The 22,905-nt window shown below is 72.3% G+C and carries 24 protein-coding genes; 19 read left to right on the top strand and 5 right to left on the bottom strand.

Features of this window, described 5'->3' with window-relative positions; all coding sequences use genetic code 11:
• The 10 genes from MMF94_RS24035 to MMF94_RS23990 all read left to right on the top strand — a co-directional run.
• On the top strand, positions 1-833 hold an 833-nt coding region (locus tag MMF94_RS24035), incomplete at its 5' end, for a cell division protein FtsQ/DivIB (RefSeq protein WP_241039423.1).
• A 150-nt stretch (positions 834-983) separates the two neighbouring features.
• Positions 984-2,354, top strand: coding sequence for a cell division protein FtsZ (ftsZ, locus tag MMF94_RS24030; protein ID WP_241039422.1), 1,371 nt, complete (start codon positions 984-986; stop codon positions 2,352-2,354).
• A gap of 2 nt (positions 2,355-2,356) precedes the next feature.
• Positions 2,357-3,073: a peptidoglycan editing factor PgeF gene (gene pgeF / locus MMF94_RS24025; RefSeq protein ID WP_241039427.1), complete on the top strand. Its 717-nt coding sequence runs from the start codon at positions 2,357-2,359 to the stop codon at positions 3,071-3,073.
• Positions 3,074-3,142: 69 nt separating this feature from the next.
• On the top strand, positions 3,143-3,886 hold the full coding sequence (locus MMF94_RS24020; protein WP_241039421.1) for a YggS family pyridoxal phosphate-dependent enzyme: 744 nt from the start codon (positions 3,143-3,145) through the stop codon (positions 3,884-3,886).
• Positions 3,887-3,945: 59 nt separating this feature from the next.
• Entirely contained in the window at positions 3,946-4,656 is a 711-nt protein-coding gene (locus MMF94_RS24015; RefSeq protein ID WP_241039420.1) for a cell division protein SepF, read from the top strand.
• Between the two features lie 4 nt (positions 4,657-4,660).
• Positions 4,661-4,954: a YggT family protein gene (locus tag MMF94_RS24010; RefSeq protein WP_241039419.1), complete on the top strand. Its 294-nt coding sequence runs from the start codon at positions 4,661-4,663 to the stop codon at positions 4,952-4,954.
• 49 nt (positions 4,955-5,003) lie between these two features.
• Positions 5,004-5,867, top strand: coding sequence for a DivIVA-like cell division protein Wag31 (wag31, locus tag MMF94_RS24005; protein WP_241039418.1), 864 nt, complete (start codon positions 5,004-5,006; stop codon positions 5,865-5,867).
• Between the two features lie 59 nt (positions 5,868-5,926).
• On the top strand, positions 5,927-7,351 hold the full coding sequence (locus MMF94_RS24000) for a hypothetical protein (protein WP_241039417.1): 1,425 nt from the start codon (positions 5,927-5,929) through the stop codon (positions 7,349-7,351).
• Positions 7,352-7,619: 268 nt separating this feature from the next.
• Positions 7,620-10,805 (top strand): isoleucine--tRNA ligase, encoded by a 3,186-nt coding sequence (gene ileS / locus MMF94_RS23995; RefSeq protein ID WP_241039416.1) that lies wholly within the window; start codon positions 7,620-7,622, stop codon positions 10,803-10,805.
• Between the two features lie 11 nt (positions 10,806-10,816).
• Entirely contained in the window at positions 10,817-11,092 is a 276-nt protein-coding gene (locus tag MMF94_RS23990; protein WP_241039415.1) for a DUF167 domain-containing protein, read from the top strand.
• A gap of 6 nt (positions 11,093-11,098) precedes the next feature.
• On the opposite strand, the gene MMF94_RS23985 is transcribed toward MMF94_RS23990, so the two are convergent.
• Both MMF94_RS23985 and MMF94_RS23980 read right to left on the bottom strand, forming a co-directional pair.
• The gene (locus tag MMF94_RS23985) at positions 11,099-11,317 is read right to left on the bottom strand and encodes a hypothetical protein (protein ID WP_241039414.1); all 219 of its coding nucleotides are present in this window, start codon (positions 11,315-11,317) and stop codon (positions 11,099-11,101) included.
• Positions 11,318-11,319: 2 nt separating this feature from the next.
• A complete protein-coding gene (locus MMF94_RS23980) occupies positions 11,320-11,700 on the bottom strand; it encodes a DUF4267 domain-containing protein (RefSeq protein WP_241039413.1) in 381 nt (126 codons plus the stop codon).
• A 96-nt stretch (positions 11,701-11,796) separates the two neighbouring features.
• Here MMF94_RS23980 and MMF94_RS23975 point away from each other — a divergent pair, with 96 nt between their 5' ends.
• Both MMF94_RS23975 and MMF94_RS23970 read left to right on the top strand, forming a co-directional pair.
• Positions 11,797-12,378: a TetR/AcrR family transcriptional regulator gene (locus MMF94_RS23975; RefSeq protein ID WP_241039412.1), complete on the top strand. Its 582-nt coding sequence runs from the start codon at positions 11,797-11,799 to the stop codon at positions 12,376-12,378.
• Positions 12,379-12,430: 52 nt separating this feature from the next.
• The gene (locus tag MMF94_RS23970) at positions 12,431-13,186 is read left to right on the top strand and encodes a class I SAM-dependent methyltransferase (RefSeq protein ID WP_241039411.1); all 756 of its coding nucleotides are present in this window, start codon (positions 12,431-12,433) and stop codon (positions 13,184-13,186) included.
• Between the two features lie 13 nt (positions 13,187-13,199).
• On the opposite strand, the gene MMF94_RS23965 is transcribed toward MMF94_RS23970, so the two are convergent.
• From MMF94_RS23965 to MMF94_RS23955, 3 genes are read right to left on the bottom strand one after another with little or no spacing between them, the layout of a single operon-like run.
• The gene (locus MMF94_RS23965) at positions 13,200-14,015 is read right to left on the bottom strand and encodes a DUF4097 family beta strand repeat-containing protein (protein ID WP_241039410.1); all 816 of its coding nucleotides are present in this window, start codon (positions 14,013-14,015) and stop codon (positions 13,200-13,202) included.
• Positions 14,016-14,017: 2 nt separating this feature from the next.
• Positions 14,018-14,698 (bottom strand): response regulator, encoded by a 681-nt coding sequence (locus MMF94_RS23960; RefSeq protein WP_241039409.1) that lies wholly within the window; start codon positions 14,696-14,698, stop codon positions 14,018-14,020.
• A complete protein-coding gene (locus MMF94_RS23955; protein ID WP_241039408.1) occupies positions 14,695-15,993 on the bottom strand; it encodes a sensor histidine kinase in 1,299 nt (432 codons plus the stop codon). The genes MMF94_RS23960 and MMF94_RS23955 overlap by 4 nt, the downstream gene beginning before the upstream one ends.
• A gap of 147 nt (positions 15,994-16,140) precedes the next feature.
• Here MMF94_RS23955 and MMF94_RS23950 point away from each other — a divergent pair, with 147 nt between their 5' ends.
• The 7 genes from MMF94_RS23950 (at position 16,141) to MMF94_RS23920 (ending at position 22,896) form a co-directional block, all read left to right on the top strand.
• Positions 16,141-17,634 carry a potassium/proton antiporter gene (locus MMF94_RS23950; RefSeq protein WP_241039407.1) on the top strand — a complete coding sequence of 498 codons (1,494 nt, stop codon included), beginning with the start codon at positions 16,141-16,143 and terminating at the stop codon, positions 17,632-17,634.
• Between the two features lie 8 nt (positions 17,635-17,642).
• Positions 17,643-18,227, top strand: a complete 585-nt coding sequence (lspA, locus tag MMF94_RS23945) for a signal peptidase II (protein WP_241039406.1) — start codon at positions 17,643-17,645, stop codon at positions 18,225-18,227.
• A gap of 37 nt (positions 18,228-18,264) precedes the next feature.
• The gene (locus tag MMF94_RS23940) at positions 18,265-19,149 is read left to right on the top strand and encodes an RluA family pseudouridine synthase (protein ID WP_241039426.1); all 885 of its coding nucleotides are present in this window, start codon (positions 18,265-18,267) and stop codon (positions 19,147-19,149) included.
• 8 nt (positions 19,150-19,157) lie between these two features.
• The gene (locus tag MMF94_RS23935) at positions 19,158-19,838 is read left to right on the top strand and encodes a hypothetical protein (protein ID WP_241039405.1); all 681 of its coding nucleotides are present in this window, start codon (positions 19,158-19,160) and stop codon (positions 19,836-19,838) included.
• A gap of 97 nt (positions 19,839-19,935) precedes the next feature.
• Positions 19,936-20,652 carry a DUF998 domain-containing protein gene (locus MMF94_RS23930; protein WP_241039404.1) on the top strand — a complete coding sequence of 239 codons (717 nt, stop codon included), beginning with the start codon at positions 19,936-19,938 and terminating at the stop codon, positions 20,650-20,652.
• Positions 20,649-21,650, top strand: a complete 1,002-nt coding sequence (locus MMF94_RS23925; protein WP_241039403.1) for a DMT family protein — start codon at positions 20,649-20,651, stop codon at positions 21,648-21,650. The genes MMF94_RS23930 and MMF94_RS23925 overlap by 4 nt, the downstream gene beginning before the upstream one ends.
• Before the next feature lie 55 nt (positions 21,651-21,705).
• Positions 21,706-22,896 (top strand): glycosyltransferase, encoded by a 1,191-nt coding sequence (locus MMF94_RS23920; protein WP_241039402.1) that lies wholly within the window; start codon positions 21,706-21,708, stop codon positions 22,894-22,896.
• The last annotated feature ends 9 nt before the right edge of the window (positions 22,897-22,905 follow it).

Below are 22,905 nucleotides of genomic sequence, written 5' to 3'. Positions count from 1 at the left end.
GTAGCTCGACCACTCCGCGCCCGGCCGTGCGCCCGGCATCCCCGCGTTCGATGGAAGGCCGGCCCACCCGGCGCCCGCCGGGGCGTCCGGGCCGCCCGGTGCCGCGGCCGCACTCGGCGGCGCGCTACCGGCGCCGACGGCTCGCCGCGTTGCTGATCGGGCTGCTGCTGCTCGTCGGGCTGGGACTGACCGGTCGGATACTGCTGTTCGACGTCGGGTTCGCTGACATCGAACAGGTGCAGGTCAACTCGGAGAACCCAGCGGCGTCGGCCACCGGGGCCGTGCGCACCGAGGACGTGGTGAAGGCCGCGGACGTCAACCTCGGCACGCCGCTGGCCGCGGTGGACACGGCGGCGATCGCCTCCCGGGTGGCCCATCTGCCGGGCGTGGAGTCGGTCCGCGTCTCACGCACCTGGCTCCACACGGTCACCATCGACGTCACCCCGCGGGTCGCGGTGGCCACGGTGCAGACCGGGCAAGGCCAGGCTCTCGTCGACCGGTTCGGCACCGTCTACCCCGGCACGCCCCCGCCCGGGCTGCCGAGCTTCACGTTCGGGGCCGTCGGGCCGGACGACGCATCCACGCAGGCGGCGATCAGCGTGCTCGCCGCGGTGCCCGATGCACTACGGTCTCAGCTCCTGACCGTGGACGCCACGGACACAGCGCCGGAGGCACCGGGGCAGGTCACCCTCGGCCTGACCGGCGACCGGCAGGTCCGCTGGGGGTCCCCCGACCGCTCTCCGGAGAAGGCGGCTGTGCTCATGCCCTTGCTCACGCAGCCAGGCCACGTATTCGACGTGACGAGCCCGGACCTGCCTACGATCACGCGGTGAGCTTGGTGGTGGGTGAGTTCACCTCCGACCCGGTCGGGGGGTTGCCGTCGCGCGGCGCGCCTGCTGGACCGCGACCATGACGCGACCTAGCGTTCGATCACGAAGGCCCGGACCCCTGGGTCCGACCCGAGCTGGACTGGAAGGTGCGCCATGACGCCCCCGCACAACTACCTGGCCGTGATCAAGGTCGTCGGCATCGGTGGCGGCGGCGTGAACGCCGTCAACCGCATGATCGAGGTAGGCCTCAAGGGTGTCGAGTTCATAGCGGTGAACACCGATGCCCAGGCGCTGCTGATGTCCGATGCCGACGTCAAGCTGGACATCGGGCGGGAGCTCACGCGCGGACTGGGTGCCGGCGCCAATCCGGAGGTGGGCCGCAAGGCGGCCGAGGATCACCGCGAGGAGATCGAGGAGGTCCTCAAGGGGGCCGACATGGTCTTCGTCACCGCGGGCGAGGGCGGCGGCACGGGCACCGGTGGCGCGCCGGTCATCGCGTCGATCGCCCGCAAGCTCGGTGCCCTGACCATCGGCGTGGTCACGCGTCCCTTCACGTTCGAAGGGCGCAGGCGCGCCGGGCAGGCCGAGGACGGGATCCAGTCGCTGCGCAACGAGTGCGACACCCTGATCGTCATCCCGAACGACCGGCTCCTGCAACTCGGTGACGTGGGCGTCTCGCTGATGGACGCCTTCCGCTCCGCCGACGAGGTACTCCTCTCCGGTGTGCAGGGAATCACGAACCTGATCACCACGCCCGGCTTGATCAATCTCGACTTCGCCGACGTGAAGAGCGTCATGTCCGGGGCAGGCAGCGCCCTCATGGGCATCGGGTCCTCGCGCGGCGAGGGCCGGGCGGTGCAGGCAGCGGGCAAGGCCATCAACTCGCCGCTGCTCGAGGCGTCGATGGACGGCGCCCAGGGCGTGCTGCTCTCGATCGCAGGCGGGTCCGACCTGGGCCTGTTCGAGATCAACGAGGCCGCTTCGCTCGTGCAGGAGGCCGCGCACCCCGAGGCCAACATCATCTTCGGCACGGTGATCGACGACTCCCTCGGCGACGAGGTGCGCGTCACGGTCATCGCCGCCGGGTTCGAGGCCGGAGGCCCGACGCACAAGAAGATGGAGCCTACGGCGTTCCGCTCTCCGGAGCGGCAGACCGGCGGGACGGGTTCCGGCGCGCACGCCGCGGAGCACTCGTCCTCGAGCCAGCCCGCGGCGGCCGGCAACGGCACACCGCACCCGCAGGGCGGCAACGGCTTCGCGAACGGCACGAGGCCCTCGGCCGGTAGCCCGGCCGCGGCGCACCAGTCCGGCACGCTGCCGCCGTCCGCTCCGGGATCGGGGCCCTACGCTCCGCCCGCTCCGCGTCAGCCCGACTCCCCGCGTCGCGACTCGGGGTACGACCCCTCGGGCCAGCCCGCGGACGGCTCTCGTCCCGCACCGGAGCGGACGCCGCCCTTCACCCAGCCGGTCGAGGCGACGGATTTCGACGACGACGTGGACGTTCCGCCGTTCATGAAGCGGTGACCATGGCGCAGGCCCGCGTCCGGCGCGTGGTCACGACGCGCGCCGGTGGTCGCTCCACCGGCCGTTTCGCCACGTTCAACCTCTCCGCGGGAGTGGGGGACGACCCGGCCGCCGTCCGGGCCAACCGGCGCAGGCTGTCGTCGGAACTGGGCGTTCCCGTCGTGTTCCTCGAGCAGGTGCACGGCACGCGGGTCGCCACCGTGGACGCGGTGCCTGCTCCCGATGCGCCCGATCTCCCGGCCACCGACGCTGCCGTCACGGCCGTGCCCGGCGTCGGTCTCGCGGTGCTGGCGGCCGACTGCGTGCCGCTACTGCTCGCCGACCCGGGGGCCGGCGTCGTCGGGGCCGTCCACGCGGGGCGGGTCGGAGCCGCCGCGGGCGTGCTGCCCGCCACGGTGACGGCCATGGAGGCCCTGGGGGCGCGTGCGGATGCCATCGAGGTGCTGCTCGGCCCGGCGATCTGTGGCGCCTGCTACGAGGTCCCCGCGCAGATGCGGGCGGAGGTGGACGCTCGCCTGCCCGGCAGCGCGAGCCGCACCCGGCGCGGCACCGCGGGGCTCGACCTGCGCGCCGGTCTCTACCGGCAGCTGATCGATCTCGGGGTGGGACGCGTCGGCGGCGATCCGAGGTGCACTCTCGAGGATCGCGACCTGTTCAGCCATCGGCGGGACGCACCGACCGGCCGGCACGCCGCGATCATCTGGCTCCACCCGCGCTGAAGCAGCACCGTGAACCGTCCGGCTACGGCAACCGATTCCCGATCCGGGAGCAGTGCGATAGTCGTGTCGATGGGGCGTGAAGTGGACAGCGGGAGACGGCACGAGCTGGCCGGGCGGCTGGAGGCTGTCCGCAAGCGGATCGACGCCGCGTGTGTGGCCGCCGGGCGTACTCCCGGTGAGGTGGCACTGCTGGCCGTCACCAAGACCGTGTCACCTGCCGACGTCGCGACCCTGCTCGACCTCGGCCTCACGGAGTTCGGCGAGAACCGCGTGCAGGAGGCGGAGGCCAAGGTCGCCTCCGTCGCCGCGCTCCGCCCGGGGTGCTCGCCCGGCTGGCACCTGGTCGGGAGCCTGCAGCGGAACAAGGCGAGATCCGTCGTGCGCTGGGCCCACAGCGTCGAGTCGGTGGACTCACTGCGCCTGGCCGAGGCTCTCGACACCGCCGTGCGGCGCGAGCAGGAGACCGGCGGGCGCGCGGATTCGCTGCCCGTTCTCCTCCAGTACAGCGTCGACGGCGATCCGGAGCGGGGTGGTGTGCCCCGTGAGGGCCTCGGAGAGCTCGCCGAACGTGTCGCATCCTGCGCCGGGCTGCAGCTCACCGGTCTCATGGCGGTAGCCCCACTCGGGGCGGATCCCGATGCCGCATTTGCCGACGTCGCCGCTGCGGCAACCTGGCTGCGTGAGCGATTTCCGCAGGCCAGGACGTTGTCGGCGGGGATGAGCGGTGATCTGGAGGCGGCTATCCGGCATGGATCGGACGTGGTGCGTGTCGGAACAGCCCTTGTGGGGGAACGCCGGATAACCTCGGAGTGATCGTCGGGTCCGTGTGTGCTGCGGGCCGACCGTCGGGGGCGTCGATGATGGGAGCGCGAATGGGCGCGATGTACCGGCTCAAGGCCTATTTCGGCATGGTGCCCGCCGAAGAGATGGGCGAGTACACCGACGAGCCGGTCCAGGACCGGTTCGCCGACGATCGGTTCGCCGACGGCCGGCGCTCCAACCGGTCTTCGCGGGAGTACACCGACGACCGGTGGGACGACCGCTTCACCTACGAGGACGAGCCTCAGCGCGACCGCTACGACGGCGACTGGGACCGGCGCACGCCACGGCCCGTCGCCGTGGACCGGTCCGCCGCTCGCAGCGCCCCAGGCCATCCTGGGGGCCCGTCAGGCATGGGCCCCGTGGTCCGGGGTGCGCTCGCGATCGATCCGGAGGCTGCCATGCACCGCGAACCCGCACGGCCCGTGCCTGTCACGACCGCCGTGCCCGAGCAACGCGACCGTGCCGCCCGCGGGGCCGCCGCGCTGGCCAGGATCACCACTTTGCACCCCCGCAGCTACAAGGAGGCTCGCACGATCGGCGAGCGCTACCGCGACGGGGTGCCGGTGATCATGAACCTCTCCGAGCTGGACGCCGCGGAGGCCAAGCGGCTCGTGGACTTCGCCGCCGGCCTCGTCTTCGCGCTACGGGGCGGCTTCGACAAGGTCACGAACAGGGTCTTCCTGCTCACACCCGCCGACGTCGAGGTGTCGGCCGACGACGCCCGCAGACTCGCAGAACGCGGCATCTTCCGCCAGGATTGAGGGCGTGCCCCTCGCCATCCAGTTCGTCGTGTACTACGTGCTGTTCTTCTTCTGGTTGCTGCTCATCGGGCGCATCGTGGCGGAGCTCGTACGGAGCTTCGCCCGGCAGTGGGTGCCGGGAGGTCCGAGCGCAGTGGCGCTGGAACTGATCTTCACAGCCACCGACCCGCCTGTGAAGTTGTTGCGCAGAGTGATCCCCGTCGTCCGAATCGGCGGCGTGGGGCTGGACTTGTCGATTATGGTTCTGCTGTTGGTCGTGTTCATACTGATGAACGTTGCCCAGCCGACGCCGTTGTGAGCCCCAGTCACACACGGTGCCGCCGCCGAGGACTGCATGAGGTGATCCGATGCCGCTGACGCCCGCCGACGTCCACAACGTCGCGTTCAGCAAACCCCCCATTGGCAAGAGGGGGTACAACGAGGACGAGGTCGACGCGTTCCTCGACCTGGTCGAGGCCGAGCTGGCCCGCCTGATCGAGGAGAACGAGGATCTCCGCGAGCAGGTTTCCCAGCTCGAACAGCGCCTCGGCAACGCACAGGCCGACCTGGAGGACGCCCGTTCGCGTCCGCAGGCTCCGCTGGGGGCGCCCGTGTCGCCCCCGACGCAGCAGATCCAGCGGCAGGTCGAGCCACCGTCCATGCGCCAGATGGAGCCGCCGCGTCTGAACCCGCAGGCGTTGGTCGACCCCGCTGAACAGGGCGACCACCACGTGCAGGTGGCCAAGGTCCTGAGCATGGCCCAGGAGATGGCCGAGCGGCTCACCGCCGAGGCCAAGTCCGAGGCCGACGCGATGCTCAGCGACGCCCGCACCAAGTCCGAGCAGCTCCTGTCGGACGCCCGCACCAAGTCCGACGGTCTCGTCAACGACGCCCGCTCGCGGGCCGAGACGATGCTGAACGACGCCCGTACCAGGGCGGAGACCCTGGAGCGCCAGTCGCGCGACAAGGCCGCCACGCTGGTCGGCGACGCAGAGCGCAAGCAGGCGGAGATCATCGGCACGATCACCCGCGACAAGTCGGTGCTCGAGAAGAAGATCGACGAGCTGCGCACGTTCGAGCGTGAGTACCGCACCCGGCTCAAGACGTACCTGGAGTCCCAGCTCAGGGACCTGGGAGAGCGCGGGTCCGCGGCACCGTCCGACAGCCGGTCCAGCTCGAACGGCGGGTACGCCTCCACTGGCTACGGCCAGCGGGCTGACGCCGGTAGCTGACCGAGACCTACACGGGCGGTGTGGCGGGCTACGCCGCACCGCCGCACACGGAGAGAATCGTGCTGCTCCTGGTCCTGATCCTGGTCCTTCTCGCCTTCGGCCTGCTGGTGGTCGCGCTGCTGTCCGGCAGCGTGCTGTGGGCCTGGGTGTCCGTGGGGGTCAGTGTCGCTGCGGCGGCAGTCCTGCTGGTCGACTGGTTACAGCGCCGCAACGCGGTCAAGGCAGGTGCCGTGGCCGCGGGAGGCAACGGCGCCGCATCGGGCATGCCCGACATCGAGCCGGTCACCGAGGTTCTGCCGGTTATTTCCGCCTCCGGCGATGCCGGATCAGGGGGTCCCGCCGTCAACGGCGCCGCTCAGGGCGGCTCCGACGACCGGTTCGACCGGCTGATGGACGGCACTCAGACGGTGGTCATGCCGGCCGTGCAACCGTCCGGCTCTGGCGAGCGACCGTCCAGCGCTACCGGCGGAATCAGCCCATCGAGCAGTAATCCGTCACTCAGCGTAACCAAGAGCGGCGGGGATCGGCCCTCCTCCACCCCGCCGTCGAGCGACTCCACCGCCACCGGTGAGGCCGGTTCGGGCTCTACCCCCGAGCCCGCGCAAGGAGCAGGTGGATCTCCCGCGACCCCGCCCACCGCGGCGAAGGACGCGGGCCAGGCACCCGTGCGCGAGTCTGCGGCCGCCGGCGCTTCCTCCGCTCCGGCGGGGCAGCCCGAGCAGGACAGCGCGACCAAGAACAGCGCGAACAAGGACAGCGCGGGCACGGGTGAGGCTCAGGACGAGAAGCCGGGCGGGGCCACCCCCGCCGCCACAGGTGTGGCGAAGCCCACCGACACCTCGGCTCTCGAATCCACCATGGCCATGAACATGCGGCAGGCCGCCACGAGCACCGCTCCGGCGGTCCCCGAGAACGGCCCCGCGGACCAGCCGCCTGCCGACCGCGGCACGCCGGGCGCGGCAACCGACGCCGGTGCCCCGGCCCGCACCGGGGCTGACAGCGCTCCGGCGGAGAAGAGCGCTCCGGCGGAGAAGGCAGCAGCCGCGGGCGCCCCCGAGGAGAGCAGCGGCCCGGTGGACGTCGGTCCCACCGTCGCGCTCGCGGGCGGTTCGTCCACCACGTCGGCAACTGCCGACGAGGGCAAGGCGGCAGGCTCCGCCGACCAGGCTGCAACCGGCGCCCCCGAGTCCACCGCCGGCGAGGCCGTCCCCGCCGAGTCGACGTTCCCCGCCGCCGACGCAGACGGCGAGCCGCCGGAGGAGCCGCCGGACGTCGCCGCGTCCGCGCTGGTCGCTGCCCTGGACGACGAGGTCGTCGTGGTCGACGAGCAGCCGCGCTACCACGTCGAGGGCTGCCGGGCGCTGGTCGGCAAGGCGTTGATCCCGCTTCCGGCGCGGGAGGCGATCGAGCTCGGATTCACACCGTGCGGCTGGTGCACACCCGACCGCACGCTGGCGAGCCGGCACCCTGCCCCCACGCGGTAGCCCCCGCGGGAATACCTGGTGGCGGGCGGGCGCTACGCTTGTCACACAGGCACCGATCCGGCCATCACCGGGGAGCCTCCGGAAGAACAGGTGCTCGGCCTGCTGGCCCCGCTACCTCAGTAGACCCGGACGGGAACGGCCCGTCACAGCCGCCCGATGAGAGGTCGTCCACCTGGACGGCAAGCGGGGTGGTACCGCGGCGCCCGTGAGGGTAGTCGTCCCCGTGCAGGCAGCAGTACGAGCCACGCACGAGGAGCGAGAGCCAGCGATGAGCCCCGACGCCGCAGAGAAGTCCGGCTACCCTGCCGTTCCTGCGCATCCGTCCTTCCCCGCCATGGAGCGCGAGGTCCTGGACTTCTGGGACGCCGACGGCACGTTCGTCGCCTCCGTCGAGGCGCGGCCTGCCGGGGAGAACGGCAGCAACGAGTTCGTCTTCTACGACGGCCCGCCGTTCGCCAACGGGCTGCCCCACTACGGGCACCTGCTCACCGGCTACGTCAAGGACGTCGTGCCGCGCTACCAGACGATGCGCGGCAAGCACGTCGAGCGCCGGTTCGGCTGGGACACCCACGGTCTGCCGGCCGAGGTCGAGGCCGAACGCGAACTCGGGATCAAGGACAAGACCGAGATCGACGAAATGGGGATCGCGGCCTTCAACGAGGCCTGCCGTACCTCCGTTCTCCGCTTCACCGACGAGTGGCGCGACTATGTCACCCGCCAGGCGCGCTGGGTCGATTTCGACAACGACTACAAGACGCTCGACCTGGATTACATGGAAAGCGTCATGTGGGCGTTCAAGACCCTTTGGGACAAGGGTCTGATCTATTCCGGATTCCGCGTGCTCTGGTACTGCTGGCACGACGGCACGCCGTTGTCGGCCACCGAAACCAGGATGGACGACGTCTATCAGGACCGGCAGGACCCTGCCGTCACGGTCGGCCTGCGGCTGCGTGCTCCCGGGGCGGACCTGGACGGTGCGCTCGCGCTCGTCTGGACCACCACGCCGTGGACGCTGCCGTCCAACCTGGCCATGGCGGTCAACCCTGCGGTCGAGTACGCGCTGGTGCGCACCGCCGCCGGTGAGCGCTACGTCCTCGCCACGGCACGCCTGGCGCACTATGCGCGCGAGCTCGGCTCGGTCGAGGCCGGTGAGCTCGAGGTGCTGCGCACGATGCCGGGCAGCGAGCTGGTCGGTCTGTCCTACGTCCCGCCGTTCGACTTCTTCGAGGGCTGGGAGAACGCGCACCGGGTCCTTTCGGCCGACTACGTGACCACCGAGGACGGCACCGGGCTCGTGCACATCGCGCCCGCCTTCGGTGAGGAGGACAAGGTCGTCACCGACGCGGCGGGCATCGAGACCGTCGTGCCGGTGGACTCCCGCGGCGAGTTCGACGCCCGGGTGGCTCCGTACGCGGGCATGCAGGTGTTCGACGCCAACCCGAAGATCATCCGCGACCTGCGCGACGGGGCGCCGTACGTGAACGGCGTGCTGCTGCGCCACGAGACCTACGACCACCCGTACCCGCACTGCTGGCGCTGTGGCAACCCGCTGATCCAGCGTGCGGTCGACTCGTGGTTCGTGCAGGTCACGGCCTTCCGTGACCGCATGGTGGAGCTGAACCAGGAGATCACCTGGGTGCCTGAGCACGTCCGCGACGGGCAGTTCGGCAAATGGCTGGAGGGCGCCCACGACTGGTCGATCTCCCGCAACCGCTACTGGGGCTCGCCGATCCCGGTGTGGGTATCGGACGACCCGCAGTACCCGCGCGTCGACGTCTACGGCTCGCTCGACGAGCTGGAGCGTGACTTCGGTGTGCGCCCGAACGACCTGCACCGCCCGTACATCGACGAGCTGACCAGGCCGAACCCGGACGACCCCACCGGGCGCTCGACGATGCGCCGGGTGCCCGAGGTGCTCGACTGCTGGTTCGACTCCGGATCGATGCCGTTCGCCCAGGTGCACTACCCGTTCGAGAACCGCGACTGGTTCGATCACCACTACCCGGGCGACTTCATCGTCGAGTACAACGGGCAGACCCGTGGCTGGTTCTACCTGCTGCACGTGCTGGCCACGGCGCTGTTCGACCGGCCGGCGTTCCGCTCGTGCATGGCCCACGGCATCGTGCTGGGCGACGACGGGCAGAAGATGTCGAAGTCGCGGCGCAACTACCCGGATGTCAACGAGGTCTTCGAGCGCGACGGCTCCGACGCCATGCGCTGGTTCCTCATGGCGTCGCCGATCCTGCGTGGCGGCAACCTCGTCGTCACCGAGCAGGGGATCCGCGAGGGCGTCCGGCAGGCGATCCTGCCACTGTGGAACACCTGGTACTTCCTGTCGCTCTATGCGAGGGCGGCCGGGCGCCAAGGCGTGGTCCGGACCGACTCGACGAATGTTCTCGACCGGTACGTCCTCGCGCGCACGGCGGCGCTCGTCGACGAGGTCACCGCGGCGATGGACGTCTACGACGTGGCGGGTGCGTGCGAGCGCATCCGTGACCACGCCGAAGCGCTCACCAACTGGTACGTGCGCCGCTCCCGCGAGCGGTTCTGGGCGGGCGACTCCGACGCGATCGACACCCTGCACACCGTGCTGGAGGTGACCTCACGGGTCGCCGCGCCGCTGCTGCCGCTCACCATGGAGAGGGTCTGGCAGGGTCTCACCGGCGGCCGGTCGGTGCATCTGGCGGACTGGCCCACGTCCGACGAGCTCCCGCACGACGCGGCGCTCGTGGCTGCGATGGACCGCGTGCGGCAGGTGGCGTCTGCGGCGTTGTCGCTGCGCAAGGCCCGCGGGCTGCGCGTTCGGCTGCCGCTCGCCCGCCTCACTGTGGCGGCGGAGGACGTGGCGGCGCTGGAGCCGTTCACCGACATCCTGCGCGACGAGGTGAACGTCAAGGACGTCGTGCTCACCACGGATGTCGCGCGGCACGGGCGGTTCGAGATCGCGGTGAACGCCCGGGCCTGTGGGCCACGGCTGGGTGGTGACACCCAGAAGGTGATCCGGGCCGTCAAGGCCGGCGAGTGGACCGCGAACGACGACGACACCGTTACGGCGGCGGGGATCACGCTGCTGCCCGGCGAGTTCACCGAGAAGCTCGTGGCGGCCGACCCGGACGAGACCACGGCGCTGCCCGGCTCCACGGGGCTCGTCGTGCTGGACACGGCGGTCACTCCGGAGCTGGCGGCGGAGGGCACCGCCCGCGACGTCGTGCGTGTGGTGCAGCAGGCCCGCCGGGACGCCGGTCTCGACGTGTCCGACCGGGTGGCGCTCACCCTCGACGGCCCCGCGGCCGTGCTCGACGCGGTGCGTGCCCACGAGTCGTTCGTGGCCGGTGAGGTGCTGGCGTCGTCCGTGACGTACGCCGAGGTCACCGAGCCGACCCTGGCCGGAGCGGTCGCCGCTCCGGACGGCGCGTCGGTGCAGGTGCGGGCGCTCGTCAGCCGCACCGCCTGAGGCACGCCGGGGTGCGGATCTCCGTCCGGGTCCGGCCCGGCGCCCGGGCCGACTCGGTCGGCGGGTGCTGGGCCGGACCGCGCGGATCCGCATTGCTCGTCACCGTGCGGGCGAGGGCGGTGGAGGGCGCCGCGAACACGGCTGTCCTGGCTGTCCTCGCCGAGGCGTTCGGGCTCCGCCGTGGCGAGGTCACGCTCGTGTCCGGGGCCCGCGGCCGGGACAAGGTGGTGGAGCTCGACGGGGACGAGGCCGTGCTGGCGGCCCGGCACACCGCGCTGTTGAGCTGACCGGCGTCACGTCGTGGCGCGGGCGGCCTCCCACGCCGGGCTGCTCGTGAACCAGTTGTCGTAGAGCTCCTGCACGTCCCAGAGGCTCTCCGGCGGCACCTTGCCGTAGGCGATGCGTTCGAGGTGGGAGGTGGGTCCGACCGCGGTCGGGGCGCGCCCGACCACCTCGGCCTCGCCGGAGCGGACGACCACGGAGTCGTCGAAGCGGGGGACGATCAGGGACATGCTCAGCTCCCGAGCAGAAGAAGGAGGCCGGCGATCGCCACGGCCACCGCAGTGCCTCCGTGCATCGCGTATCCGAGGATCTTGCTCCCCTTGTTCCTGATGACCACGAGCGCGTCACCGAGCGGGGTGATCGACGCGGCCAGGAGCAGCCAGCCGAGCAGGTGGAACTGCCCGAGTGCGAGCGGGATGAGGATCACGAGCCCCGACACGATGTCGCGGATGCCCTTCAGGGACAGCCACGCGCCGGCGTCCCCGTGGGGCCAGTCGGGTAGGCCGAAGGTCGCCGCACTCGCCTGCGGAGCCAGGAGGTAGCGCGCTCCGACGTAGATGATGCCGGCGCCGGTGAGACCGGCGAGGGTGGCGCCGATGTAGGTCGCGAACATGGGGATGCTCCTTCGCTGAGAATCTAGCGGCGCTAGATCTTCGAGCGAAGCTAGCACGAGCGTTGCTCGAAGATCTAGCGGTGCTAGGATCTGGCGATGCCGACCCAGAACCGCCGTGAGCGGGAACGCGCTTCACGCCACGAGCTGATCGTCCGGACAGCCCGTGAGCTCGCGGAGACGGAGGGCTGGGACGCGGTCACGACCAGGCGGCTCTCGGAGCGGATCGAGTACAGCCAGCCGGTGCTCTACAGCCACTTCGCCGGTAAGGACGCCATCATCGCGGCGGTCGCGATGCAAGGGTTCGCCGAGCTGGCCGATGCGCTGGCCGCCGCCAGGGCGCAGGCGGGAGGCGAGCAGGCCGCGGTGGCCGCCGTGTTCCGCACGTACCTCGCGTTCGCCGCCGCCAACCCCGCGCTCTACGACGCCATGTTCACCCTCTCCACCGACCTGCCGTTCGCGCAGGCCACCACGCCCGCCCCGATGCAGGCGGGTTTCGCGCAGCTCCACGGCGTGCTCGCGCCGTTCGCAGGCGAGCACGACACCGGCGTGTTCACCGAGCTGTGGTGGGCCACCATGCACGGCCTGGCCACTCTCGCCAGGGGCGGCCGCATCCCGGCCGACGCCCAGGAGCAGCGCGTGGCGATGCTCGTCGACCAGCTCACGAGCCCGGCGCGGTGAGGTGGATCCGGGTGTGCGCGGCCGGAGATCGGTACGGCGCATACTCGGACACATGGGCAGTGCGGCGACCTTGTGGGCACAGCGTCAGCAGGGCCGGGGCATCCCTCCGGAGATCCTCGCCACGGCCCCGAGCAACCCGTTCCAGCACGACGTCGGTCTCTTCGTCGCTCCGTCGCAGCCGGTGGACACGCCTTCGCGCCGGGCCGCACTGGAGCTGCTCGCGGACGGCGGCACGCTGCTCGACGTCGGCTGCGGGGGAGGCGCCGCCTCGTTCGCGCTGGTGGGACGGGTCAGTCAGGTCACCGCGGTGGACCAGCAGCAGGACATGCTCGACGCGTTCAGCGCGGGCGCCGAGGCCCGCGATGTCCCCCACCGCACGGTGCTGGGCCGCTGGCCCGATGTGGCCCCCGAAGCCGGGTCGGCCGACGTGGTGGTGTCTCACCACGTGCTGCACAACGTCGTGGACCTCCCGCCGTTCGTGCGGGCCCTCACGGCAGCCGCCCACCGGGGAGTTGTCGTGGAGATGATGGCGCAGCACCCGATGGCCTGGCTCGATCCGCTCTGGGTGCGGTTCCACGGCCTGCACCGGCCGCCCTCGGCCACCACGGACGATGCGGTGGCGGTGCTGCGCGAGCTCGGGATCGAGCCCACGGTGCGGCGTTGGGAGCGCGCGACCGACCGGCGGGACGCGGCCTGGGTGACCCGCCGCCTGTGCCTCTCCGAGGACAGGGTCCCGGAGGTCGACGCCGCGCTCGCCACCCTGGATCGCTCGATGCTGGCCGCCACGCTGTCCTGGACCGCGGACTGACCGGCAGAGGGGCTCAGAGCGAGGGGCGGACGCGGACGTCGCCGGAGCCGCTCCCGACCACGATCGTGCCGGGTGCGACCGGGTTCGTCGGCACCAGGACGGTCGCCTCGCCGGTGCCCGACCGTGCGTCCACCCGGTAGCCGGTGGCCGGCACCGCGACGTCGACCTCGCCCGTGCCGGTGTCCACTGCCAGCGTGTGAGGGGGCTCGACAAGCCCGAGCTGGATGTCGCCGGAGCGCGTCTGCGCCCGCACCACGTCGCTACGCAGGCCGTTACCGCTGATCACCCCCGTGCGGGTGGTGACGTCGAGCGGGCCCGTGAGGTCGAACAGGGCGATGTCACCGGTGCTCCGGTCCACCGTGACCGGGCCGGTGAGGCCGCTGACCGTGACGTCGCCGGACGTGCCCTCGACGAACACCGCGAACGACGGCGGCACCTCCACGACGTAGTCGATCTCGCAGTGGGTGGCGAGCACCCCGCTGCACGTGGCGTCGAGTCGCACTCCGGCGGGGGTGGCCTCCTCGACCAGTTCGGGCTCGCCCAGCCCGTAGCTGACGGTGGTGCGGACGTGCACGTCGCCGTCGGTGCTGGGGGAGAGGCGGACGCTGCCGGAGTCGCTTGCCATGGTGAAGCGCTCGGTGCTCGGGGTGAGCGTGCTCGTCCGCTCGTACCGGCCCGTCGCTGCCTGGGAGAGCAGCTGGAGGGCACCGGTGCCGATCACGAGGACGACGAACAGCACGGCCGTGACGACGACGCCGGGGTGCGGCCGCCAGGTGGGCTCGGTGGGGCGCTCCCTGGTGGGCTCCGGGGCGGATTCCGTGGTGGTCACCGTCAGTCCTCCAGGTACTTGAGCACGGCGAGGACCCGCCGGTGGTCGGTCGGTGCCGCGGGGAGCTCGAACTTCCCGAAGATCCCGCTGATGTGCTTCTCCACGGCCCCCTCGCTGACGACGAGCGCTTCCGCGATCCCGTTGTTCGAGCGCCCTTCGGCCATCAACGTCAGCACCTGGCGTTCTCTCGGCGTCAGGCCGGCCAGCGGCTGGGCCCGGCGGGATCGCGCGAAGATCTGCGAGACGACCTCGGGGTCGAGGGCGGTGCCGCCCGCGCGCACCCGGTGCAGCGCCTCGACGAAGCTCTCGACGTCGGCGACGCGGTCCTTGAGCAGGTAGCCGACGCCGCGCGTGTCACCGGCCAGCAACTCGGTGGCGTAGCGCTCCTCGACGTACTGGGAGAGCACGAGCACCGCCACCGACGGCCAGCGCGCGCGGATCACCAGCGCCGCGCGCAGCCCCTCGTCGGAGTGGGTGGGGGGCATGCGTACGTCGGCCACGACCACGTCGGGCGGGTCGGCGGCGACCGCGCGCAGCAGCTCTTCGCCGTCGCCGACAGCACCGACGACGGTGAACCCGGCCTCGGCCAGCAGCCGGCAGAGCCCTTCCCGCAGGAGGACCGAGTCCTCGGCGACGGTGACGCGCGGGCCCGCCTGGCCTGCCGTCGTTCGGGTTGCCGTCATCGGGCGAGCCCTGCGCACGGAAGCTCGACGGTGAGGACGGTCGGTCCGCCGACGGGGGAGTCGACGCGCAGCTGGCCGTCCACGCCGGACACCCGGTCGGCGAGACCGCGAAGCCCGGTGCCCCGGCTCGGGTCCGCCCCGCCCACCCCGTCGTCGCTGATCGTGATCCACACCGAGCCCGAGCCCTCGCGGCGCACCGCCACCGATGCGTGGGCGGCCCGGGAGTGGCGCGCGATGTTGGTGAGCCCCTCGGCCACCACGAAGTAGCCGATCGCCTCCACGGTGGCATTCGGGCGCTCGTCGAGGGCGACGGTGAGGTCGACCGGTACGGGGCAACGTGCCGCCACGGCGGACAGCGCGGCGTCCAGCCCGCGGTCGGTGAGCACCGGCGGGTGCAGCCCGCGGATGAGCCCACGAAGGTCGGTGACCGCGTCCTTGGCCTGTTGGTGGGCGTCGTCGAGCAGCTCGCCGATGCTCCCGGGGTCCTGCTTGTACCGCGCCTTGGCCCGGCCCAGGGTCATCCCGAGCGCGACGAGCTGCTGCTGCGTGCCGTCGTGCAGGTCGCGTTCGAGCCGCCTGCGCTCGGCCTCACCGGCGTCGACGACCCGGGCGCGGCTGCGCTCCAGCTCGTCCACGCGGCGGGCGAGCGCGCCGGGCACGGGGCCGAGCAGGGCGCGCGCGACCGAGACGTCGAGTGCGGTGAGCCCGCGCACCACGGCGGGCGCGAAGAGCAGGAGCACCAGCCCCAGGCCGGCGAGCATCGCGCGCCCGCTCCCGGTGCCCGTGAACGGGACGCCGAACAGGACGGTGCCCTCCGAGGGCACCAGGAGGGGGAGCAGCGGCATCATGAGCAGCGCCACGGCCCCGGAGAGCAGGACGTACACGATGCCGGACGTCAGGAGGCCCAGCGGCAGCGCCACCAGCTGGTACACGCCCCGGCGTCGCACGCCCGGGTCGCGCCACAGGATGCCGCCGTAGCGCAGCGGGTTGCGGTCGCCGGGTGGCATCGGCTGGGGGTGGATCCGCACGCCGAGCAGCAGGCGCAGCCGCGCGCGCTCGATCCGCGCCAGCCCGACGCTCACCCATGCCGTCACGATCCACACCGGCAACCCGAGCAGCGCGAACGGCAGCAGCAGTACGGTGAAGAAGAGGCCCGTGAGCAGCACGAACGCGTAGGCCATGCCGGCCACGCCGTCGAGGAGCAGGTGCGCGGCACCGAGCCAGGTGGACGGCGCCAGCAGTGCGCGCAGCGGATCGGGCCGTGCCCCGCTCACCGTGGACGAGATCGTGACCATGCAGGCAGATTAGGGATTTGTCCGGTACGGACGCCATCCAGCTTGTGCCCGTACGGGGGTGGGGAAATCCCCCGTTCGATGTTCCGCCGAGTCCTTCTCCCGTGAGCCCATAACCTGCGTCGATACCGTGTGCGGGCGGAGGTGGGGATGGCGAGCCTTGAGGTGGTGCTCGGCGTCGTGGCCGCCGTGGTGCTGCTCGGCGTGCTGGCCGTCCGTGCCTCCGTGCGGCTGGGGCTGCCCTCGTTGCTCATCTATCTCGCCATCGGCATCCTGCTCGGCGAGTCCGTGCTCGGTATCCAGTTCTCCAACGCCCCGCTCACCGAGTCGCTCGGGCTCGGGGCGCTCGTGCTCATCCTCACCGAGGGCGGGCTGACCACCCGCTGGGAGACGGTGCGGCCTGCTCTCGGCCTGGGGATCGTGCTGTCCACGGTGGCCGTGGTGGTCAGCATCGCCGTGGTCGGGGTGGCGCTGCACCTGCTGCTCGATCTCGGCTGGCGAGAGGCGTTCCTGTGGGGTGCGGTGCTGTCCTCCACCGATGCCGCGGCCGTGTTCAGTGTTCTCCGTGGCGTCCGGGTGAGACCGCGCCTGGCCGGAGCCCTGGAGCTGGAGTCCGGCATGAACGACGCGCCGGTCGTGATCGCGGTCATCCTGCTGGCCTCGGGTGAGTCGCTCACCTGGGTGACGCCGCTGCTCGTCGTCTACGAGCTCATCGCGGGGGCGGTGATCGGTGCGCTACTGGGCTTCGGTGGCGCGTGGGCACTGCGCCGGGCGGCCCTGCCGGCCACCGGCCTCTACCCGCTGGCCGCGATCGCCGTGTGCGTGCTCGCCTACTCCGCGGGCCAGCTCGCGCACGCCTCGGGTCTCCTGGCCACCTACGTCGCCGCGCTCGTGCTGGGCAACGCGGACCTGCCGCACCGCGGCGGGGTGCGGTCCTTCGCCGAAGGGCTCGGCTCGCTCGCGCAGATCGGGCTGTTCGTGCTGCTCGGCCTCTACGCCTCACCACCCCGGCTGCTCCACGCGGTGGTGCCGGCCGTCATCGTGGGCCTCGTGCTGCTCCTCGTGGCGCGCCCGCTCTCGGTGGTGGCCTCGGCCTTGCCGTTCCGTGTGCCGTGGCGGGAGCAGGCGTTCCTGTCGTGGGCGGGCCTGCGCGGCGCCGTGCCGATCGTGCTCGCGCTGATCGCGCTGGTCGAGGGCGCGCCGAGCGCGCAGGCACTGGTCGACGTCGTGTTCATGCTCGTCGTCGTGCTCACGGTGGTGCAGGGCCCCACTCTGCCGTGGATGGCCCAGCGCCTCGGTGTGGCGCGCCCTGCGGAACCGCGCGAGCTCTCCGTCGACGCCGCCCCGCTGGACGAGCTGAACGCCGACCTGCTGCAGGTGCGCGTGCCGGTCGGCTCCCAGCTGCGCGGGGTCTACCTCAGCGAGCTGCGGCTGCCACACGGCGCCACCGTCAGCCTGGTGGTGCGCGACGAGGAGGCCTTCACCCCCACCTCCGAGACGCGCTTGCGGGAGCGGGACCAGTTGCTCGTCGTGACCACGGCGCAGGCCCGGCGGGCAGCGGAGGCGCGCATACGGGCCGTCGACCAGCGGGGCAGGCTCGCTCGCTGGCACGGCGGGAGGGAGCGCGAGCGCGGTAGGGGATGATGGAACGTGTGAGCGAGCGTGCGAGCGAACCGTCGACCCCGAGTGCGACCGTCACGGCTGCCGGCCCCAAGGTCGTGTTGCTTGCCGTGATCGCGGTGCTGGTGCTCGCCGCCGACATCATCACGAAGACGGTGGCTGTCGCACAGCTCGAGAACCGTGCCCCGCTCGAGCTGTTGGGCGGTCTTGTCTACCTGCAGCTCGTGCGCAACCCGGGCGCGGCGTTCTCGCTGGCCACCGGCTACACGTGGGTGCTCACGATCGTGGCCATCGCCGTGGTGGTGGTGATCATCCGGGTGGCCCGGCGGCTGCGCTCCGTCGGCTGGGCGATCGCGCTCGGTCTCGTGCTCGGCGGTGCGCTGGGCAACCTGACCGACCGCATCTTCCGCGCGCCCGGCCCGTTGCAGGGCCACGTCGTGGACGTCGTGTCGCTCTTCGCCCCGGACGGCCGGGTGTGGCCGGTGTTCAACATGGCCGACTCCTCGATCGTCACGGGCGGGGTTCTGCTCGTGGTGCTGGCCCTGCTCGGCCGGGAGCTCGACGGCAGGCGCACCTCCGCCCGCGGCGGCGCCGAGGAGGGGGCCGACAGTGCCTGACACCCGTCAGCTCCCCGTTCCCGACGGTCTCGACGGCATGCGCGTCGACGCCGGGCTCTCGCGGCTCCTCGGCCTGTCCCGCACCGTGGCGGCCACCCTCGCGGAGGGAGGCCGCGTGGCCGTGGACGGCCGCGCCGCCGGCAAGTCCGACCGCCTGATCGCGGGGTCGTGGCTCGAGGTCGAGCTGCCCGAGCCCGAGGCGCCCGCCACGATCGCCGGGCCGCAAGAGGTGGTCGCCGGGCTCACCGTGCTGCACGCCGACGACGAGATCATCGTCGTCGACAAGCCGGTCGGCGTGGCCGCCCACCCGAGCCCCGGCTGGACCGGGCCCACCGTCATCGGCGGCCTGGCCGCGCTCGGATACCGCGTGTCCACCTCGGGTGCGGCCGAGCGGCAGGGCATCGTCCACCGGCTCGACGTCGGCACGACCGGTGTGATGGTGGTGGCCACGTCCGAGCACGCCTACACGGTGCTGAAGCGGGCGTTCAAGGAGCGCACGGTCGACAAGCGCTACCACGCCGTCGTCCAGGGCCATCCCGACCCGTCCAGCGGCACGATCGACGCCCCCATCGACCGGCACCCCAAGCACGACTACCGCTTCGCGGTGGTGGCCGGTGGCAAGCCCAGCGTCACCCACTACGACACGATCGAGGCGTTCCGCGCCGCATCGCTGCTGGACATCCGGCTCGAGACGGGGCGTACCCACCAGATCCGGGTGCACCTCTCGGCGTTGCGCCACCCGTGCGTCGGCGACCTCGCCTACGGTGCCGACCCCACGCTGGCCAAGCGCCTCGGCCTGGAACGGCAGTGGCTCCACGCCCGTTCGCTCGGCTTCGAGCACCCCGCCGACGGGCGGTGGGTGGAGTTCACGAGCCCCTACCCGGCAGACCTGGCCAGAGCGCTGGACCTGCTCGCCGACTGATGCCGGTGATGACGGCGCGCCGCCGCCTCGCCGTGCTCGCGGCCTGCATCGTCGTGGCCGCGCTGCTCGCCTGGTACGGCGCCACGCGCTTCACGCCGTCCGACACGCCGCCTCCGGACGTCGGATCGGTCCGGCTGGGCCCGGAGCCGGGCGACGACGTCGGCTCCTACCTCGCCGAGCTCCCCGCGCAGCTGCCGCCGCCGGGAGTCCAGACGCTCGCTCTGGTGCAGTTCGGCAACGAGCTCACGGCGCCCGAGGCGCTCTCGGCCGTCGGTGGCGCCGAGATCGACGAGGCCGTCCTGCGAGTGCCGTTGACCAGGGTGCAGACCGCCCTGCGGTTCGAACCGCTCGAGCCGGGGGTGGCGCAGGCGACCGCGCTGGACACCGCGCGGCAACGGGCGCAGATGCAGGCCACCGCGGACGCAGGCCGGCTCGCGGGTCGCCCACGCGACGTGGCCGCGGCCGAGGCGGCGGCCCTCGCCGAGCCGGGCTGCCGCTGCGTGCTCGCGCTGGTGGTCCGGTCCGACCGCGCCGGGCTGCAGGCGGTGGCCGCGCGGTCCGGCGTGCGCGCCGTCGAGGCGGCCCCGCCCGACGCCACGATCCGGGAGCTCGCGCTCGCGCCGTTGCTGCCCGAGCAGACGGAGCGCGTGGACCCGCCTCCGGACGACGGTCCCGTCCCACCAGCCTGAACGGATTCCCCCGAACCGGCGAATGGGGGAATACCCCAGGGCGAACTGGGTGGAGATCCTGATGTTCGTCTCAGCCTGGGACTGGCACGGTGAGCGCGTGACCAGGATCGGGGGGGCCGGGCGGGAACCCCGCAAGAGCATGTGGGCGGGTGAGACGGCTGTTGCGGGGGGCGTTGCGGTCGCGCTCCTGTCGCTCGCACTACTGCACGTCATGGGGAGCGGGACGCTCGACCCGCTCACCCGCACCCTCAGCGACTACGTCTTCCTCCCGGGTGGTTACACACTGCTCGGGCTGGCCGGGATCGCCCTCGCCACGGCGAGCTTCGTTCTCTCGCGCGGCCTGCGCCGGGGCGCCCTGCCCGATGCCGGGCCACCGGCCGCGCTGCTGGTGAGCGTGGCCGTGGCTCTGGTGCTCGTCGGGGTCTTCCCCACCCACGATCCCCGGACCACCGCGGGGCTGGTCTCCACCGTGCACCGCGCGGCAGGCGGCTGGGTGCTCGTGATGGTGCCGGTGGCCGGCTGGATGGTGGCCCGCCGGGCGCGTTCCGCACCGGCATGGCGGGCCGCCGCACCTGCAGTGGCCTGGTGTTCAGGCGTGGCCGCGGTACTGTGCGCCCTCTTCCTGCTCAGCCTGCTACCGATCGTTATCGGCACTTCACCCGGATTTCCCCTGCTCGGAGGGGTACAACGTGTTCTCTACGCGGTAGTGATGCTGGTACTTGTGGTTACCGCCCGGGCGACCCGGCTGGCGGTCGAGCATGCTCCGGCGCCGGCGGCCCTTCCATCCGGCGTCGAGCTCAGGGGTGCGGCGTGATCGACATCCTCACCGGCATCGCGATCGCGCTCGCCGTGCTCGGTGCCGTCTGCTTCGCGTGTGCTGCCGTCCTGCAGCACCACGCGGTCTCCCGGGAGTCCGGTCCGCCCGGCGACAGCGATGCGGGCAGCGGCGCGCTGTCGTTGCGCGGACTGCTCGCGGTGACCAGGCGGCCGGGCTGGCTCCTGGGCCTCGGTGTGGCCGCGGCCGGATCCGCGCTGCACGCCGTGGCGCTGGTGCTGGCTCCGCTGTCGGTCGTCCAGCCGATCGGCGTGCTGGCCGTCCCGATCGCGGTGCTCCTCACCGCCGTGCAGCGGGGTCGTGTGCCGGCAGGCGGAGTCTTCGTGGGCGTGCTGCTCAGCGTCGGCGGCGTGGGCGTGTTCGTCGCCACGGCCGCGAGCACCGCGGTCAGCTCACCCCCGCCCGACCAGTCCACCCTCATCGCGAGCCTCGTCGTCGCCCTGATCGTCCTGGTGCTGGCCGGGATCGGCTTGGCCCGGTCCGGCTGGGTGCGGTGCGTGGCCTGCGCGATGGCGGGTGCCGTGGCGTTCGGCCTGGTCTCCGCGCTGGTACGGGCCGTGTCCCAGTCGGTCGCGTCCGGCCACGTCGGGGTGCTCGATCCGCCCGTCGTTGCCGCCGTCGCCGGAGTCGGGGCATCCGTGCTGGTGGGCGGCTGGCTCGTACAGCAGGCCTTCGCCTCAGGGCCGCCCGAAGTGGTCATCGCCTGCCTCACGGTGGTCGACCCGATCGTGGCCGTGCTCCTCGGAGCGGTCCTGCTCGGTGAGGGCTCCGCAACGCCCGCCGAGACGTGGCTGCTGCTCGTCACCGCCGCCGTCATCGCCACCGCCGGCGTCGTCGCACTCGCCCGCCACCACCCCGACGCCGTGGCGGCCCGCGCCGCCCGCGCCGGCTCAGTCCCCGCCGTCCCACCCTCGTCCGAGCGCTCCCAGACTCCGGCCGCCTACGCGCGGTCGGCGCAGTCCCCCCACGACCGGTGATCCCCAGCACCGGCTTCACCCGCACAGCTGTACACACCCGAGAGGACGTCCCGTGATGCCTCCGCCCGACAAACCGATGCGGATCCTGATCGGCGCCGAGACCTACCCACCCGACGTGAACGGCGCGGCGCGTTTCGCCGAGCGGCTCGCCACCGGCCTGGCCGGGCGTGGCCACGACGTTCACGTGGTCGCCCCGTCACCCACGGGCTCCCGCACGCGCGACACGCGCGACGGTGTGACCGTCCACGGGGTCCGCTCCCACCGCTACTTCATGCACGCCGGGTTCCAGGTCTGCATGCCCTGGGAAGCCGGGCCGGACACCGCGGAACTCATGGACGAGATCAACCCGGACGTCGTCCACACCCAGGCGCACATGGTGGTCGGCCGCGGCATCGTGAAGGCGGCACACCGCAGCGGACGCCCGCTCGTGGCGACCAACCACCTCATGCCCGAGAACCTCGTCGCCTACTCGCCGATCCCGCGCGGGCTGCGCCGGGCGTTCACCACGGTGGCGTGGAAGGACCTCGGCAACGTCTTCGGCCGGGCCCACGTGGTCACGGCGCCCACGCCGCGCGCGGTGGAGCTGCTCGTGCGTCACGCCGGCCTCGTCGACGCGATCCCGGTGTCCTGCGGCATCGACGCCGAGCGCTACCGCTCCGTCCAGCGCATCCCCGGCGCCGTCCCCACCGTGCTGTTCGTGGGGCGGCTGGACCAGGAGAAGCGGGTCGACGAGTTGATCAAGGCGTTCGCCGCACTGCCCGCGGAGCTGCCGGCGCAGCTCGAGATCGTCGGTGACGGCGCGCGTCGCGAGGAGTGGACGGCGCTGGCCCAGGGTCTCGGCGTCGCCGGGCGAGTGCGGTTCCGCGGTTTCGTCTCCGAGGAGGAGCTGCTCGACGCCTACGCCCGTGCCGCCGTGTTCTGCATGCCGGGGGTGGCCGAGCTGCAGAGCCTCGTCACGCTGGAGTCGATGGCGGCGGGCCTCCCGGTGATCGCGGCCGACGCGATGGCGCTGCCGCACCTGGTCCGCCCCGGCCGCAACGGCTGGCTCTACACACCTGGCGACGTCCCGGAGCTCACCACGCGCCTCGCAGCGCTGCTCGCCGACCCCGCACAGCGGCGCCGGATGGGGGCGGCCAGCCGGGAGATCGTCGCCGAGCACGCCATCGCCGCCACGCTGAACCGGTTCGAGGGGATCTACGAGCACCTGTTGGAGCGCGACGGGCTGCAGATCGGGCAGGCGGCCTGAGCCGGGGGG

It is taken from the genome of Pseudonocardia alaniniphila, from assembly GCF_022524485.1.
In the GTDB taxonomy this organism is placed as follows: domain Bacteria; phylum Actinomycetota; class Actinomycetes; order Mycobacteriales; family Pseudonocardiaceae; genus Pseudonocardia; species Pseudonocardia alaniniphila.
This window is presented reverse-complemented; position numbering and strand designations above follow the sequence as displayed.